This is a genomic window from Gimesia chilikensis (genome assembly GCF_007744075.1).
In the GTDB taxonomy this organism is placed as follows: domain Bacteria; phylum Planctomycetota; class Planctomycetia; order Planctomycetales; family Planctomycetaceae; genus Gimesia; species Gimesia chilikensis_A.
On record NZ_CP036266.1, the window covers coordinates 3,770,920 to 3,784,076 of the forward strand.

At 55.2% G+C, this 13,157-nt stretch carries 10 protein-coding genes; 1 reads left to right on the forward strand and 9 read right to left on the reverse strand.

What is annotated here, in order from left to right:
• Positions 1-12: 12 nt before the first annotated feature.
• The gene (locus HG66A1_RS14435; protein ID WP_145185075.1) at positions 13-4,020 is read right to left on the reverse strand and encodes a hypothetical protein; all 4,008 of its coding nucleotides are present in this window, start codon (positions 4,018-4,020) and stop codon (positions 13-15) included.
• 250 nt (positions 4,021-4,270) lie between these two features.
• Between HG66A1_RS14435 and HG66A1_RS14440 the strand changes: the two genes are divergently transcribed.
• Positions 4,271-4,495: a DUF2905 domain-containing protein gene (locus HG66A1_RS14440; RefSeq protein ID WP_145185078.1), complete on the forward strand. Its 225-nt coding sequence runs from the start codon at positions 4,271-4,273 to the stop codon at positions 4,493-4,495.
• Here the strand turns inward: HG66A1_RS14440 and ccoS are convergent.
• The 8 genes from ccoS to ccoN are packed head-to-tail and all read right to left on the reverse strand — an operon-like array spanning position 4,448 to position 13,111.
• Positions 4,448-4,675 (reverse strand): cbb3-type cytochrome oxidase assembly protein CcoS, encoded by a 228-nt coding sequence (ccoS, locus tag HG66A1_RS14445; protein WP_145185081.1) that lies wholly within the window; start codon positions 4,673-4,675, stop codon positions 4,448-4,450. The genes HG66A1_RS14440 and ccoS overlap by 48 nt on opposite strands.
• The gene (locus tag HG66A1_RS14450; protein WP_145185083.1) at positions 4,672-7,176 is read right to left on the reverse strand and encodes a heavy metal translocating P-type ATPase; all 2,505 of its coding nucleotides are present in this window, start codon (positions 7,174-7,176) and stop codon (positions 4,672-4,674) included. Before HG66A1_RS14450 ends, ccoS begins: the two co-directional genes overlap by 4 nt.
• Positions 7,163-7,957 (reverse strand): sulfite exporter TauE/SafE family protein, encoded by a 795-nt coding sequence (locus tag HG66A1_RS14455; protein WP_145185086.1) that lies wholly within the window; start codon positions 7,955-7,957, stop codon positions 7,163-7,165. Before HG66A1_RS14455 ends, HG66A1_RS14450 begins: the two co-directional genes overlap by 14 nt.
• A gap of 19 nt (positions 7,958-7,976) precedes the next feature.
• A complete protein-coding gene (locus HG66A1_RS14460; RefSeq protein WP_145185089.1) occupies positions 7,977-8,579 on the reverse strand; it encodes a FixH family protein in 603 nt (200 codons plus the stop codon).
• The gene (ccoG, locus tag HG66A1_RS14465) at positions 8,558-9,934 is read right to left on the reverse strand and encodes a cytochrome c oxidase accessory protein CcoG (protein ID WP_145185092.1); all 1,377 of its coding nucleotides are present in this window, start codon (positions 9,932-9,934) and stop codon (positions 8,558-8,560) included. The genes HG66A1_RS14460 and ccoG overlap by 22 nt, the downstream gene beginning before the upstream one ends.
• 34 nt (positions 9,935-9,968) lie before the next feature.
• On the reverse strand, positions 9,969-10,631 hold the full coding sequence (locus HG66A1_RS14470; protein WP_145185095.1) for a cbb3-type cytochrome c oxidase N-terminal domain-containing protein: 663 nt from the start codon (positions 10,629-10,631) through the stop codon (positions 9,969-9,971).
• 15 nt (positions 10,632-10,646) lie between these two features.
• Positions 10,647-10,805, reverse strand: a complete 159-nt coding sequence (locus tag HG66A1_RS32010) for a hypothetical protein (protein WP_187781973.1) — start codon at positions 10,803-10,805, stop codon at positions 10,647-10,649.
• 5 nt (positions 10,806-10,810) lie between these two features.
• Positions 10,811-13,111 carry a cytochrome-c oxidase, cbb3-type subunit I gene (gene ccoN, locus HG66A1_RS14475; RefSeq protein ID WP_232106835.1) on the reverse strand — a complete coding sequence of 767 codons (2,301 nt, stop codon included), beginning with the start codon at positions 13,109-13,111 and terminating at the stop codon, positions 10,811-10,813.
• Positions 13,112-13,157 lie beyond the last annotated feature (46 nt).

The window sequence follows — 13,157 nt, forward strand, 5'->3', positions numbered from 1 at the left end:
AAGCTTTCCACATCAGAACGGCAGTAATTCACTCTCTTCCGAGGCAGAGCTGAAATACAGGTCCAGGCTCTCGTCCCAGTCGATTTCCTTACGAACTCCCGGCAACAGTGTTTCTTCCATCACCCCGTCATCGCTGTGGTCGAAACCGAGAACATGTCCGAGTTCGTGCTGGATCACCGTCCAGAGATCGACGAGTCCGAACGCCTCACTCTCAGGCAAGGCGATGAGAGTCAATGCGCTGTCAGGCTGATACTCGGAATGGTCCAGGGGCGTCGCATCCACAAACCAGCCCAAGCCTGCGGCATCCAGATCGACGTAGATCGTATTCCCCACAGCCCGCCCCAGCGCTCCGTCTTCCAGATCGACCACCTGAATCTCGATGGCTTTCAGCTGAGATTGATCCAGCTCTGGATGTTGGGAGGCCAGGCTGGTGATGGCTGTCTCCAGCATCATGTCGGCTGATGATTGTGCCAGGCTCTCCGCTGGTTCTTCATATGAGGACACCGTTGCTACCACCAGATTATTATTCCAGGCATCTGGATAATTACTGGGGTAGGTCACATTAGGGTCCAATTGTTTCTGCTTTCCATAGTTACTGGCGAACAGAATCAGGTCTCTGAAATTCACGCGATCGCTCTGATCAAAATCGGAAACCCACGCATAATCCGACCCTGACTGGCTGGGAATGTCACCATAAACGCTGACAAACAGAATCAGGTCCCGAAAAGAAATCGCTCCGTCATCATTCAGATCGTAGGGATTTGCCCAGACATCAGTTCCGGTAAACGCATTCACGGACGCGCTGGCGGGATCTCCGGAAACAAGACTGACCAGCGGCGAACCAAGAGTAAAGTCCAAAGCGTGCGGTCCGATTGACTGTTGAGCATAATCAATATCAACCCCATCTCCCTCCAGCGATTCAAATTGAATGCGAGCCACGAGCAGATGCCGGGAAATCCCCAGGCCCGTCGTGTCCGTTTCGGCGGTCAGGTTTTCAATCACGCCCCCTGCATCATTGATTGTACCGCCCTGGTTCAGGTTGAAGGCGGCTCCATATTCGATCGACGTGGGAGTAAAATAATCGGTCTGGTAGTTTAAATCGAAGTCGGTGGAGAGAATGCCCTGGCTGTCGACGCTACTCGTGTCCACCCAGATTTCCAGCCAGAATGAGGACCATTCTTCAATCCAGTCCAGACTGTCCGGCAAGACGTCGACTTCACCGTTGGAGTCCACTGTTGTGGCCTCGCCGACCACCCGCATATCGAAGTTGACCGGAGTCGAATTCTCCACGGTCACCACGAAGGTCCGTTGAAAAAATCCATTATCATCGGTCGTGTTCAGGTCGCCATCCAGGCCTCCGTCTTCAACGGTGACGGTCACTGTTGCAGAACCAGTCGCATCCGTAACGGGGGTGAACGACAGGCTGGCAGTGCTGTCTGGCGAGGAATAGATAACGCCCGGATCCGGAATCAAACTGGTGTTATCGCTGGAAGCAGTCACCCGCAGAGGCAGAGGATTATAGCCACTGGCCATAATTCCGGACAGATTCACGATCTGCTCACCGGAATTAATACCCAGGGCCAGCGGGGCGATCTCATCCAGCATCTGACCCGGAAACCCGTCTACCTGCGAACCGACCAGTACGATTCCCTCATTGTAAGCGATGTAAAATCTGCCATTGATATCATCGACGGTGATTTCGGGATAGGCGTAGTTTGTTGTTGCAAAACTGAAGCTGTTATTGGTCGTGGGAAAGCCAAAGGTGCCGGTAGTCCCGTCACCAAACGACACCACCCATTCGTCGTCACCGAAAGTGCCAGTAACGCTGCGGGTCAGTATCAGAAAGTTTCCACTGGATAAGGTGACGATTCCAAAATTTCCAAGACGATCCCAATTTGCGGGCCCGATGAGACTGTTGGATGTGGTAATTGGACCAACAACGCCGGTAGCTGCATCGCCAAATGTGAATGCACCCGGGTCCGCGTCTCCACCATTGTCCCAGATGGTGCTGTGGATCAGGAAATTTCCGTTCGCCAGAATCTTAATGGGATCATAAAAGTATCCGACTTTGTCCGACATGGAAGAACCGACAAGGCTGTTACTGGCAGAGACTGCCCCTGTTGTGCCGCTGGACCCGTCACCCAGGGTAATCGCCCCGGCATCTTCGATGACGCCGTTATCCCAGTTGGGAGATTTGACCAGGTAGTTTCCATTGGGCAAAGCAATCACAGATTCTTCAAACAGGTCGCCTACCCAGTCCCCCGCAGTGGTTCCGTACAGACTGTTGGAAGTCGTGACAGCACCGGAGATACCTGTGGTTCCATTTCCCCAGGTGACGGCTCCGGCATCGCTGATGGCTCCATTATTCCAGACGGTACTGCTGACAACATAGTTCCCGTTGGCCAGGGCAGTCACTCCCCCGCTGCCCACCGAATCATTGTAGGATGTTCCTACCAGGCTGTTCGCAGCAGAGACAACACCGATCGTGCCTGTGGTACCATTCCCCCACGTGGCGGCTCCGGCATCTTCTTCCGTTCCGTTATCCCAGAAGCGACTGGCAACGACGTAGTTACCGTTTGTTAAAGCGTAGACATCTTCGCCCACATTATCATAATCAGAAGCGCCGATCAGACTGTTCGCGGCTGACATGACTCCTACTACGCCGGTCGTGCCGTCTCCAAACGTCACTGCACCGGCTTCCATCACCGTGTCACTGCTCCAGTAAGGATCATAGACGACATAATTTCCGTTGCTTAGTACGAGAACATTACTCAAACCCTGATAATCATAATCTCCAACCAGGCTGTTGGTGGCAGAGACTTCTCCCACGGTGCCGTTCGTGCCATCTCCCCAGGTAACCGCTCCTGCATCTTCAATGGAGCCATTATCCCATTCATAACTGCTGACCAGATAGTTGCCGTTTTCCAGTGGCGTCACAGAATCGCCGACCTGGTCATAATCTAAGCTTCCCACCAGACTGTTAGCTGCTGAAATTTCTCCGGTGACGCCGGTCGTCCCGTCGCCAAAGGTGACCGCGCCGACGTCGGTTTGTGTATCACTGTCCCAGTAGGGACTGCTGACCACATAGTTTCCATTGGAAAGGGCATGGATGTAACCGTAGCCCGCCAGGTCATATGCGCTGGTACCTACCAGGCTGTTACTGGAACTGACTTCTCCCGTGACACCTGTCGTGCCGCTACCCCAGGTGACTGCTCCCGCATCTTCAACCAGTCCGTTGTCCCAGTTGGAATTCATGACGACATAATTACCATTGGTCAGCACCGTCACACCATATACTCCAAACAAATCGTAATCGGAAGTTCCGACCAGACTGTTACTGGAGGACACGAGTCCCGTGATTCCCGTGGTGCCATCCACAAAAGTGATCGCGCCCGCCTCCACAGCCGATCCATTACTCCAGTAGGAACTGATCACCAGGAAATTGCCGTTGGGGAGCACAGTGATATCATCACCCACAGCATCATAATCGCTGCCTCCCACCAGGCTGTTCGCAGAGGAGACTACTCCGCTCACCCCGGTAACACCGTTTCCAAAGGTCATGGCTCCGGCATCTTCAATGGAACCGTCATCCCATTCGGAACTGCCGACCACAAAGTTCCCATTGGGGAGAGCATAAATATCATCCCCCACGTAGTCATAATCGCTTGAACCAATCAAGGTGCTGATCAGCTCACCGGTGGTCCCGTTAAACAGGTATACCGCACCGGCATCTGTTCCCCCAGCGTCATCTCCCGGAGACGAGATCACAACATTCCCAGTACTCAAGGGAAGGATCTGTGTGCCGAATCCGTTATATGGAGACGGATTCGGGTCAATAAACGCAGTAAAAGCAGCGGTGAGCAGCGTGCGATCTTCCAGCAGCTCGATCCGGGAACGAGGAGAGATCGCTTTGCGTTTTCCTTTTGGTGAAGCGGAACGCCTCAACCAGTCTGAAATTTTGTTTTGTAAGAAATGAGTGAACCAGCTAGAGTTGTAGACGGAGATCGATTTAGATTGCATAAAACCATAGATCCAACTGAGGGGGCATATTCAAAGTTAGGAGATGTGCGCTGGGTACTGAATCTCGTTTAGCATCGTGATAATAAAGCTACCCGAAATTGATCTGAGTATGCAAGCAATATTTCAAACTGGTCTTACGGGTGTACAGTGAATGCCTCCGCATGAGTTGTCATTGAAGCTCGAAGACACATCTTGAGACAGAATTGTGTGCAGGGATGAAGACTATCAGCACACTTGTTGGAATGTGACCATGAACACTCACCCCGCGTGGATATTAATCGGAGTTGGACTATTCATCGCCGCTATTGGTCTGTTCTGGCTGCTCGGCCCCTCGCTGCCCTGGATCGGAAAACTGCCCGGCGATATCGCGGTTGAACGGGAAAACGTCCGCTTCTATTTTCCCCTGACGACCTGCATCCTGCTCAGCTTATTGCTGACGGGAATCGTGTGGGTGATCCGCTTCTTCTCGAAGTGAAGTATCACTCTCGGTAGCAGGCCTGTGACGCGGACGCCGCCGTTCGTCGTCTTCCAGCATGCGGAGTGCCGGCGTGTCGAGGTCATCGTATTGACCACGTGACACCGTCCACACGAACGCGATGACAGCCGCCAGGGCGAGCAGAATGGCAACCGGGAGGGCGATATACAATACGCTCATGCATGCGTCTCCCGGAAAGAACGGTTCATGAACGATAGAACCAGCACCGTCAACGAACTGATGGGCATCAGCACCGCCGCGATCAGCGGATTGATCAATCCACCCAGCGCCAAGCCCGCAGCCAGTAGATTGTAGGCCAGCGAGATGAGCAGGTTTCGTATGATAACCTGGTTCGTCATCCGGGCCCCGTCGATCAACTCCCGCAGCGGACTCAAACCGGGGCGATTGAGATAAACATCCGCGACCTGCAGGCTGGCTTCGGCTCCTCCATGTACGGCGATTCCCACTGACGCGGCTGCCAGAGCGGCACTGTCGTTGACGCCATCACCCACCATGACGGTCAGCCCCCCGGGCGTGGACTGTTGAATAATCTGCAGCTTCTCTTCCGGCAAGACGCCTGCATGTACAAACTCAGGATCGATGTCGAGCTGCCGGGCGATCGGATTCACAATCTCCTCATGGTCGCCCGAGAGAATTCCGATCGACCAGCCGGCCGCCTTCAGGTGATCCAGCGTGGCACGGGAATCGGGACGCAAGCTGTCGCCGATACCACAGACCGCCTCCAGTTCTCCATCGACGGCAATCAACACGGTCGTCAGTCCCTGGCTGCGACAGTCAGCAATACTCTGCTGATACTCAGTAGAAATGCGACAACCTTCCGAAGTGAGTAACGCCTCGGTACCAATCAGCAGCTGATGCCCGTTCACAGTACCGCTGATTCCTTTCCCCGGACTCGCCTGCACATCCTCAGGAGTCGGCAGATCTGTCAACGCACCTCCGGTCTGCTGTTCGATATAGCCCAGTATCGCCGTCGCGATCGGGTGGACAACCTGCTGTTCCAGTGCAGCGATCTCGCGGAGCCGGCTCTGATCTCCCTGCCAGACCTGCACCTGCATTTTACCGGTAGTCAGCGTCCCCGTTTTATCCAGCCACAGAAACCCGGGGCGGGCCAGTTTTTCGACCGCGTCTCCGGAATTGATCAGAATAGCCCGTTTCGCCGCTTTACCCTGCGCGACAGCCAGCGCGAGTGGAGTCGCCAGACCCAGGGCACACGGACAGGTGACAATCAACAGAGAGATCGCATTCGCGACGGCAACTTTCGTCCCGCTCGACCACCAGAGCCCCAGGCAGAGCAGCGCTAACAGAATGACCGTAACCACGAACACGCCGGCAATCCGGTTAGCGAGTTCAATCAGCGGGAGTTTGGAGCTGACCCCCAGTTCCACCAGGTTCATCAGACGCCCGATCCGGGTCTGTTCGCCCACGGACTGCACCTGCATTCGCAAGGGGGAAGTCAGGTTGAGCGTGCCCGCGGTTACCTCTCCGCCTGTCAGCACTCTGCGGGGCCGGGACTCCCCCGTCAGAATTGATTCATCAACTGACGAGTCGCCACAGAGAATGATGCCGTCCGCCGGAATCACATCACCAGCGCGAACCTCCACCTCGTCTTCCACCTGCAGGACTTCAATCGGCACTGTCAGCACCTCTGTCCCGGTGACAAGGCGTGCATGGCGGGGCGTGATATTTTTCAGGAGCGAGAGCTGGCTCAACGCATGGTGTTGCTGGCGGAACTGAATGTAGCGGCCGACCAGCAGTAGAAATATCAATACGGTCAAAGAGTCAAAATAAATCTCTCCACTACCCCGAATCGAATTCACCAGCCCCGCGATCCCACCGATGGTGATGCCCAGGGCGACCGGCAGATCAATATGCGGAACGCGCGTCTTGAGCGCGAGTAGAGCGCCTTTGAAAAAGATCTGACCGGGCCAGAAGATCGAAACCAGTGCCAGTCCGGCGCTCGTCCAGCGAAACAGATTCAAGTGTTCGGCAGACATGCCGGTAAACATACCTGCGTATAGGGCGAATGCGATCAGCATCACATTCCCGGCACAGGCACCAGCGATCCCCAGGCGAATCAGATGCTTGCGGTTTTCCAGGCGATAGAGTCGCTCGGTCTCGTTGGGTTGTGCCGGGTGCGGTCGATAGCCGAGCCGATCCAGTGTGCGGCCGATTTCAGACAGCGCGACGGCGTCCGGATTCCAGAAACAGTCCAGTGTTGCGGTGGTGAGATTCACCCGGGCATTGATCACGCCGGGCAGGAATTCCGGCAGTTTTTCAATCACAAACACGCAGGAGGCACAATGAATGCCTTCCAGGTGCAGCCGAATGCGATTCAGGCCGGAATCCAGCTGGTGGGCATAGAGCTCCAGGAACCGGGGGTGGTCCATCTCCTCGTAGGTCAGCTCAGAAGGTCCCGTTGTTTTGGCTTCCGCAATTTCCTCCAGCAGACGCGGATCCATGTCCTGCAGTATCGCATAGGCGACTTCGCATCCCGCGCAGCAGAATTCCGGTCCGGAGCTGTGCTGACGCGATGCGGGGATTGGCAGAGCACAGTGAATGCAGGTGCCCTGCCCGCTCGACTGCGCTGTTTCGCCTCCGTCGATCTCATCGATCACCGGCGTGCGTTCGGGTTGGGAACGGGGACTGTTAATCGGATTCACCTCGGCGGCAACAGGGGAGCGGTTGTTCTTTGAGCTGCTCTAATTGTTCTGTCTGAGAAGGCGCTTCCAGCTGTTTGTGAAGCGTTCCCATGTCAGCCTGCGCCCGCACGCCCATTGTAAAGATGCCACTGACAATCAACAGGCTGGCGATTAATGTGTTGCCCAGGGTGTTCCATTTCCGTGGAAACCAGCGACTGGCCAGACTGGCGAGCGACAGCGCCGGAATGGTACCCAGCCAGAAGGCGACCATCGTCAGTCCGCCGAGCAGCGGTGTGCGGGCACTGACCGCCAGGAGCAGAAACGCGTATAACCAGCCACAGGGAAGGCAGGCCGTCATCAGGCCGATGGACAGTGGTCGCAATCCGTGCGGCAATTGATGCACGCGTTTAACGAACTTCGCAAACACCCGGCCCACGCGCGCCGTACCAAAATGGGGAATACTGCCGGTTCGGTAGATCGTCACCAGTGAAAACAGGCCAAACAGAATCATACCGGCACCGGTTACCAGCGCCGCTGCCTGTTGCAGACCAGCCAGTTGACCGCCCGATTCCATCAGCCAGCCCAGGCTGCCTGCCGCGAGGCCCAGTAGTGCATATCCCAGCAGTCGCCCACCGTGATAACAGCTTTCATAAATCAGGGACGACCACGATCCTGATTCAGGGGAGCGATTCGTCGCCAGCAGCATCAATGGTCCACACATGCCGACACAATGTCCGCTGCCGGCTATGCTGGCGACGAAGATGGTCGCCAGGAGTGGAATGATGGTCTGCAGGTCTGACATACTTTGTCCCGCACTTCGGTTAAAGTTGGTGATTTCTTGCTTGGCTGGCAGGTGTGGCTGCTACGGCCTGAAATTCTCCCGAATCTTTCAGCCGAAACTGTTTCTTCTCCTGGAAATGACGAGTGTCCCCGGCGGTCTTCAATGAGAGTTCCCACAGTCCGGAACGCTGCAGCGGCGCGACGGCCGTGTAGTTGCCGGGCCCCTGTTCTTTAAAATGGAGCTTGAAGACGTCGCCGCCTCGTGCGTGGTGAAAAATTTCTCCACTCAGCTGACAGCCGCTGACCGGCTTGCCGTCTGGTCCTGCCAGCTGGATGGTCAGCAGCCGTTCTCCCATCAGTCCCTGCGGTTTACCCAGGTCAAGACGCGTTGTCCAGCCCAAAGCATCACTGGCTGCCTGGCGTTCCCGCTGTTGATCCCAGGAGATGGCCTGTTCGTAGTATCCTTCGACAATCACATTCGAAGGATCGCTGGTCGCCAGGAACACAGCAACGCCCGAGAGCACGATCTGCAGACCGAGGAAACCCAAGATAACGCCGCCCCACTTCCAGCGGGCCAGGGTTTCTGCGGACTCGTCATTCTCAATGTTTTCGGGTTCGTTGGTTACGGGCCGAGAATCTGACATGTGACCCTCCTTTCATCTGCCTGGTTCTGTGACTGAATCGAGAGCTCAACTTCCCGCAAGCCTGCGACAAATGATTTGCGCGGCGCCGATACCAGCATGGGAATCGTCTTGGTTTCCCGGGCTTTGAGATCGGGAGAGCCGATCAGTTCCATCGTGACATCAGGGGCATCGAGTACTTTGATAGTGTATTCATCCGGCTGATCCGTGCGGTTGACCAGCTTCAACTGCAGGTTGTTTTCAACCTGATCATCTTCAGTCACGATAAACGGATTGCCATAATTACGCATGATCGTGATATCGAACGATTTCTTATTCAGCAGTGTGATGGTAAACGCAGAGACCGACAACAGCAGCAGTAAAGGATAGATGATCACGCGCGGCCGCAGTTTCTTTGTCGGCTGGCCGTCGATTTCATCCTGGCAGGAATAGCGGACCAGGCCCAGCGGGCGATCGACTTTAACCATGATTTCGTCACAGGCATCCATACACTGCGTGCAGTGCAGACATTCCATCTGCAGACCATCGCGAATATCAATGCCGGTAGGACAGGCCTGCACGCACTGGCCACAGTCGATACAGTCCCCCTTGGGTGTCGGATCCGTTTTGCTGATTTTACCCCGAGGTTCGCCCCGCTGGGGATCGTAACTGACAATCAACGAACGTCGGTCCAGCAGAACCGATTGAAAACGTCCATAGGGACAGGCGATGGTGCAGAGCTGCTCGCGGAAAAACGAGAAGTTAAACATCATCAGAACAACCGTAGAGGTCATCACCAGGAACCCGGTCGGATGCGTAAACGGCGACTGTCGCACCCAGTGCTGCAGTTCACTCACGCTGACGAAATAGGCCAGGAACGTATGCGCTAATATCATGGAGATAATCAGGTACGCACCATACATCATCACCCGTCGGATCAGTGGAACCGGTTTTCGAGGCTTGCCGCCATGACCGGTGGTGCCACAGAATAGACGTTCGATGGGACGGTAAACGAATTCCAGGTAAATCGTCTGGGGACAGGCCCAGCCACACCACACCCGGCCAAACAGTGCCGTCAGCAGGAAGATTGACAGGAAGACCGAGATCATGAAAAAGGCGAGCAACAACGTATCGGTCGGCAGAAACGTAAACCCGAAAATTGTAAATTCCCGTCGGGTGATATTCAGAAAGATCGCCGGCCGCGAATTAACCTGCAGATGAGGCAGGACGATGAACAGCACGATCAGGAAGTAGCCGACAATCCGCCGCCGATTCCAGAACTTCCCCTTGAACAGGCGGGGATACATCCAGCGACGTGAACCGTCTTTCTCCAGCGTGGATAAAACGTGTTCTTCAGGTTCCAGGACTTGGTCACTCATCGGGGTTCACCATATCACATTCTTTTAAAACTTCTCAAGACTCCGGCTGTTTCTTGGCGGCGTCCTGCTCCGCCTTAGGGGCAGATTCAGTATCAGACTTCCCCTCCGCGGCAGCGGGCGCTTGCCAGGGGCCGATTTTTTTGGCATTCGGTTCAGGTGGCTTCCCGGTGCCTTCCGGTAGAGACCCCTGCAGACTGGCCACATAGGCGGCGACCAGCACGATTTCATTGGGATGCAGGCGATTTCCCCAGGCAGGCATCGCCTGACCGTTGGCCCCCTTCTCGACGACCGTGGCGATGTCACCGATCTCTTTGACGTGAATCCAGTAATCATCGGTCAGGTTAGGGCCGACTTTCCCTTCGGCTTTTTCAGCATGGCAGGCCACGCAGTGCATCTGAAACACACTTTCGCCCACCTTGAGCCATTTCGGGTCATCCTTGTATTTATAGACTGTCGCTGAATTCAGCTGCAGTTCACCGATTTCTGCGAACTGCAGCCGCAGGTTGTCGGCGACTTCTTCTTTATACTGATCGTAGATCGACCGACCGGGAACGCCGGATTCATAGTAGAGCCAGTAGGGAAACGCAAAAAAGATGCATCCCCAGAACAGCATGATCCACCAGCCCGGCATCGGGTTATCGTATTCCTGAATTCCGTCATAGTTATGTGTGGTTAACTGGTCTTTTTCAGACATCATTGTCTCCGAATCTGGTTAGTCGTCCGAAAGCGGAATTTCTGATTGATGTTTAATCTCTGCTTTACTGGTCAGCGCGACCTTGATACCCACCAGGGCAAACGCGACCAGGAACAGCACGAGTGCGATTTCGGCGCAGAAATCATAATTTAACAGACGCATGACTTCTTTGATCATGATAATTACCTCGTTGACGCTGGTTCTGCCCGGGCGGTCTTATTATCGGCCGCAGGCGCGGGTTCAGCGGATGGATTCGGGGATTTCGGAGTCTTGAACAGGTCCGTTCCCAGTCGTTGCAGGTAGGCGATCAGCGCGACGACCTGTTTGTCTTCCAGTCCCGAGGGCCCTTTCTGACGTTCAATGTCATCCGCGATTGCTTTCGCCTGTTTCTTCGCGAGTGCGATGGAATCGTTCAAGGCGGCTTTGTCATAAGGAGCTCCCAGGTAGGAAGCGGCCCAGACACGGTCCGGAATCGTCTTGAAGTTCAACTTGCGTTTTTCCAGCCACGGATAAGGAGGCATGATCGAACCTTTGGTCATCTTTTCCGGATCACGGAAGTGAATCAGATGCCAGAGGTTGGACTGCTTGCCCCCTTCGCGTGCCAGGTCGGGACCGATGCGACGCGAACCCCACTGGAACGGATGGTCGTAAACGAATTCACCCGGTTTGGAATATTCACCATACCGCTTGGTCTCTGCCAGCATGGGACGAATCATCTGCGAATGACAGTTGTAACAACCTTCCGCGACGTAGATGTCCCGTCCGGCTAACTCCAGTGGTGTGTAAGGTGTCACCGTTGCGATGGTCGGCACGTTGGACCGGATCAGGAAGGTCGGAATGATTTCGAACAGCGATGCAGCTACCACAGCGATGATCACCCAGATGGTCATCAGGCGGGGGAGACGTTCCCAGCGACGGTGCCACGCGAGTTGCTCGAACACATCCAGCTTCTTGGCCACCTCCAGCACGCCCGACAGTCGAGACTGGGGAGCCGGATCGTCATCGTAATGCGGTTCCAGCGCGGGAGCGTAATGTTCAACTTCTTCGTAGTTCGCAGGACGTCTTTTCCAGGTCTGAAAGAAGTTGTAGCTCAGCAGCAGTGCCCCGGAGAGATAAACCACCCCGCCGACTGCGCGGATCAGGTATAACGGAATCAGCACGCGAACCGTTTCCACGAAGTTAGGATAAGCCAGCTGACCGGTATCGGTGATGGCCCGCCACATCAGTCCCTGCGTCAGCCCCGCAACGTAGATCGGGAAGATATACAGCAGGATCCCCACTGTTCCCAGCCAGAAATGCAGATTTGCCAGTCGTGTGCTGTAGAGCTCGGTCTGGAACAGACGTGGCAGCAGCCAGTAGATCATGCCGAAGGTCATGAACCCGTTCCAGCCCAAAGCGCCCGCATGCACGTGGGCGATGGTCCAGTCGGTGTAGTGTGACAGGGCATTCACAGATTTAATCGACAGCACGGGGCCTTCAAAAGTAGACATCCCGTAAAAGGTGATGCCGACGACGAAGAATTTGAGCACCGGATCGGAAGTCACTTTCTGCCAGGCCCCGCGCAGGGTCAGCAGTCCGTTGATCATCCCGCCCCAGGAAGGCATCCAGAGCATGATCGAAAACAGCATGCCCAGAGTTGAAGCCCATTGAGGCAGCGCAGTGTAGTGCAGGTGATGCGGACCGGCCCAGATATAAATGAAGACCAGTGACCAGAAGTGCAGAATACTTAACTTATAGGAGAAGATCGGTCGGTTTGCCGCCTTGGGCAGAAAGTAATACATCAGCCCCAGGAACGGCGTTGTCAGGAAGAAGGCCACCGCGTTATGCCCGTACCACCACTGCATGAAAGCATCCTGCACGCCGGCATAGACGGAATAGCTCTTGAACAGGCCAATCGGTACGACCAGGTTGTTGAACACATGCAGTAGCGCAACGGTCACAATCGTGGCGATGTAGAACCAGAGGGCCACATACATGTGCCGTTCGCGTCGACGGGCCAGCGTCATAAAGAAGTTCACACCAAAGAATCCGACCCAGACCACGGCGATCGCCAGGTCGATGGGCCATTCCAGCTCGGCGTATTCCTTGCTCTGCGTGATGCCTAAAGGCAGAGTCAGTGCGGCTGCCAGGATAATCAACTGCCAGCCCCAGAAATGCAGACGCGACAACATGTCGCTCCACATCCGGGCCCGACACAGACGCTGCGTCGAGTAATAGACGGCGGTGAAGATGGCGTTGCCGGCAAAGGCAAAGATGGCTGCGTTCGTATGCAGCGGTCGCAGGCGGCCAAAAGTGATGAAGTCCAGCCCCAGGTTCACGGAAGGAAACGCGAGTTCGGTCGCAATGACGATCCCCACCAGAAAGGCGACTACGCCCCACACCAGTGTTGCCAGGGCAAACATCCGGGCAATCTGGTCATCGTAAACAAACTTTTCCAGATTACTGTCCTGAGTGGCGTTTTCTAAAGTCGTTTCAGCCGACACGGTTGCTCCTCTGCTCCTGAAAACAATGCGAACGCTTGATTACAAT

What these genes read in the sequence shown, in the direction of transcription:
- HG66A1_RS14435 (WP_145185075.1), bottom strand. Translation starts at nt 4,020, where the DNA reads ATGCAATCTAAATCGATCTCCGTCTACAACTCTAGCTGGTTCACTCAT.
- HG66A1_RS14440 (WP_145185078.1), top strand. Translation starts at nt 4,271, where the DNA reads ATGAACACTCACCCCGCGTGGATATTAATCGGAGTTGGACTATTCATC.
- ccoS (WP_145185081.1), bottom strand. Translation starts at nt 4,675, where the DNA reads ATGAGCGTATTGTATATCGCCCTCCCGGTTGCCATTCTGCTCGCCCTG.
- HG66A1_RS14455 (WP_145185086.1), bottom strand. Translation starts at nt 7,957, where the DNA reads ATGTCAGACCTGCAGACCATCATTCCACTCCTGGCGACCATCTTCGTC.
- HG66A1_RS14460 (WP_145185089.1), bottom strand. Translation starts at nt 8,579, where the DNA reads ATGTCAGATTCTCGGCCCGTAACCAACGAACCCGAAAACATTGAGAAT.
- ccoG (WP_145185092.1), bottom strand. Translation starts at nt 9,934, where the DNA reads ATGAGTGACCAAGTCCTGGAACCTGAAGAACACGTTTTATCCACGCTG.
- HG66A1_RS14470 (WP_145185095.1), bottom strand. Translation starts at nt 10,631, where the DNA reads ATGATGTCTGAAAAAGACCAGTTAACCACACATAACTATGACGGAATT.
- HG66A1_RS32010 (WP_187781973.1), bottom strand. Translation starts at nt 10,805, where the DNA reads ATGATCAAAGAAGTCATGCGTCTGTTAAATTATGATTTCTGCGCCGAA.